Source organism: Methanofastidiosum sp., from assembly GCA_013178285.1.
GTDB lineage: Archaea > Methanobacteriota_B > Thermococci > Methanofastidiosales > Methanofastidiosaceae > Methanofastidiosum.
Window position 1 is genome coordinate 1 of record JABLXD010000098.1, and the last position, 2,249, is coordinate 2,249.

2 protein-coding genes are annotated in these 2,249 nt (G+C 29.8%); both read right to left on the minus strand.

Annotated features, from left to right (window positions below; all coding sequences use genetic code 11):
- Nucleotides 1-166: 166 nt before the first annotated feature.
- Nucleotides 167-835 carry an ion transporter gene (locus tag HPY60_11920; protein ID NPV51883.1) on the minus strand — a complete coding sequence of 223 codons (669 nt, stop codon included), beginning with the start codon at nt 833-835 and terminating at the stop codon, nt 167-169.
- A gap of 175 nt (nt 836-1,010) precedes the next feature.
- The gene (locus tag HPY60_11925; protein ID NPV51884.1) at nt 1,011-2,231 is read right to left on the minus strand and encodes a hypothetical protein; all 1,221 of its coding nucleotides are present in this window, start codon (nt 2,229-2,231) and stop codon (nt 1,011-1,013) included.
- Between the last annotated feature and the right edge of the window lie 18 nt (nt 2,232-2,249).

Consider the following 2,249-nt stretch of genomic DNA (forward strand, 5'->3'; position numbering starts at 1 on the left):
TTGATGAATGAGTTTTTTTCTAACGAATTTACGTTATCAAGAATCTTTTCTAGTTTCATCGTGATTTATTTTAGTTAGTATTTCTGTTACTTTGTAGTTTAGTATATCAATTTTCTTTTCAAGTTCATCATTGTTATCACTTACCATTGAGTCTACAAAAATTGAATTAACAAGAGAGAGACCAAAAATTCCTCCCGTAAGCACAACGAATATGAAATAAAGGTACGTAAAAAAAGGAGCCTAACTTTGAATAGTTCAAGGTAATTTGTTCAGGTATTTCAAACCAACCTTCTACAGTGAAAATCTTAAAAGTAGAATAGAGCGAAATCATTGGATTGCTAAAATATTCTGAGCCAGTGCTTTGAAATAAATTGTAAGAAAGAATTCCGATAATAAAAATGTAAATAAAGAAGCCAAGAAATATGAAAACAGAAGTTTTTAGCGCCCTTTGAACTCCCACAACTAGTTTACCTACATCAGGTATAAATTTAAAGAACCTGAATGCTTTAAAAACCCGCATTATTCTGAATACAAGAAGAAAACTAAAATCGATAAAGTTTAGATTGAAAATAAAAGCTATAAAAGCAGGAATTGATATTACGATTAGAAAGAAATCTAACTTATTCCAATTTGATTTAAAATAAGTTTTTATTCCATATTCATTGAATTTGACAATTACTTCTATTACAAATAAAGCCGTAATAAGGTTGTCAGCAATTGACAATAAAAATTTTTGATAATCTGATGGGAAATAGCCCCCTACAAATAATATTACTGAATTAATAAGAATCAGCCAAAGAATAAACTTCTCATTTAAAAACAGTTTCCTAATCATTGGTATTTCGTTAGATGTGTTTTTTCGTTAAATATTGGCGGTAACGGTGGGGGGTGTATAAAGTGCTGGATCTTGGAACATTTTCCTCATCCAAAAGTGAAAAGTTGGATTGAAACGAAAAGAGACTTAATCCGCTAGAAACCAGCATTTTGTACACCCCGTGTTATGGGTAGTTTTATTCATCTTCTAAATATATTTTCAATCTTAAACTTCTAGAGTATTGATCAATATACAAATTTAACTCAGCAATCACACCTTCATCTGTTACCCATCTTGTTTTAATCCATTTATTATTTTCTAAATTATTACTTGGTAGACTAAGATTTTTATTCAAGAAATTTTTAACAAACTCATGTTTAGTTCTAAAATCACTTTCAACATTATAATATGCTCTGGATTGCCAACCATCTATCCATTTTTGTCGCCATTTGAAAACTACAAATTTTATTTTTCTTTCCCTTTTTGTGAAGAAATAAGTTACTTCTCTCTCTAAATAAGGGCATTCCGTTATTTCGAATACTAATGGCTCAGCAATTTTCCTACGTTTAATATAGGTGCCAATTAATCTATTATTACTGTCTAATATATTAAGTTCATCGCCTTTTCCCCAAGCAGATGCTGGAATTGACTTAATTGAATCTTCAAACTCATTAATTCTATCAATTCCCGACACTTTTAGCTTAGTAATTAGATCTAATATTAAAGTTAATTGTTCATTGATAAGAGCATTCCCTTTCTCAATATCATAGTGACTTTTGCATATAGTATCCATTTTCTCCTGTTCCAATTGATAATCATTAATTTCAGCCTTACTAAACTCTAAGAATTTTAAAGAATAAATATTATATGGCCACATTTCATTTGATGGTACGTTTGGATACAATTGAATTGTTGAAGTTTTCTTATATTTTTCTTTCCCTTCAGTATCAATAAATAATGAATAGTCTAAAGGAAATTCATGACCGCTTTTTATAAATAACATTATACTTTTTGTGTTTCCAAATTTACCTATCCCAAAGATTCCTAGAATTTCATTATTCTTCAAAGAGTCATCGAGTAGTTTTTGCACAGAACTCGTTTCAAGTTCATTATTAAAAGTCTCTTTGGAAACAACTTTATATGAATATTTAGAATTTATTTTTATTAACTCAAGTCTAAATTTAGTATTCAATTTAATAGCTTCTAAATTCTCAAGTTTCTGAGACATTGAAAACTGTGAATACATTAGAAAAATTAATATCAGTGTTAAAACTCTCATGATGTGCGAATTTTGATTAAAATTACCCATAACGGCTGGGGGTTGATAAAGTGCAGGCGGTTGGAACCTCGTCATCGTCCCACGATGAGAAAGCTGGATTGAAACGAATGAGTTTCCTAATCCGCTGATAGCCTGCATTTTATTAACCCCTTGTTA

Bases quoted from the DNA above. Each gene is read 5' to 3' on its own strand.
- HPY60_11920 (NPV51883.1), bottom strand. From the start codon at position 835: ATGATTAGGAAACTGTTTTTAAATGAGAAGTTTATTCTTTGGCTGATT.
- HPY60_11925 (NPV51884.1), bottom strand. From the start codon at position 2,231: ATGCAGGCTATCAGCGGATTAGGAAACTCATTCGTTTCAATCCAGCTT.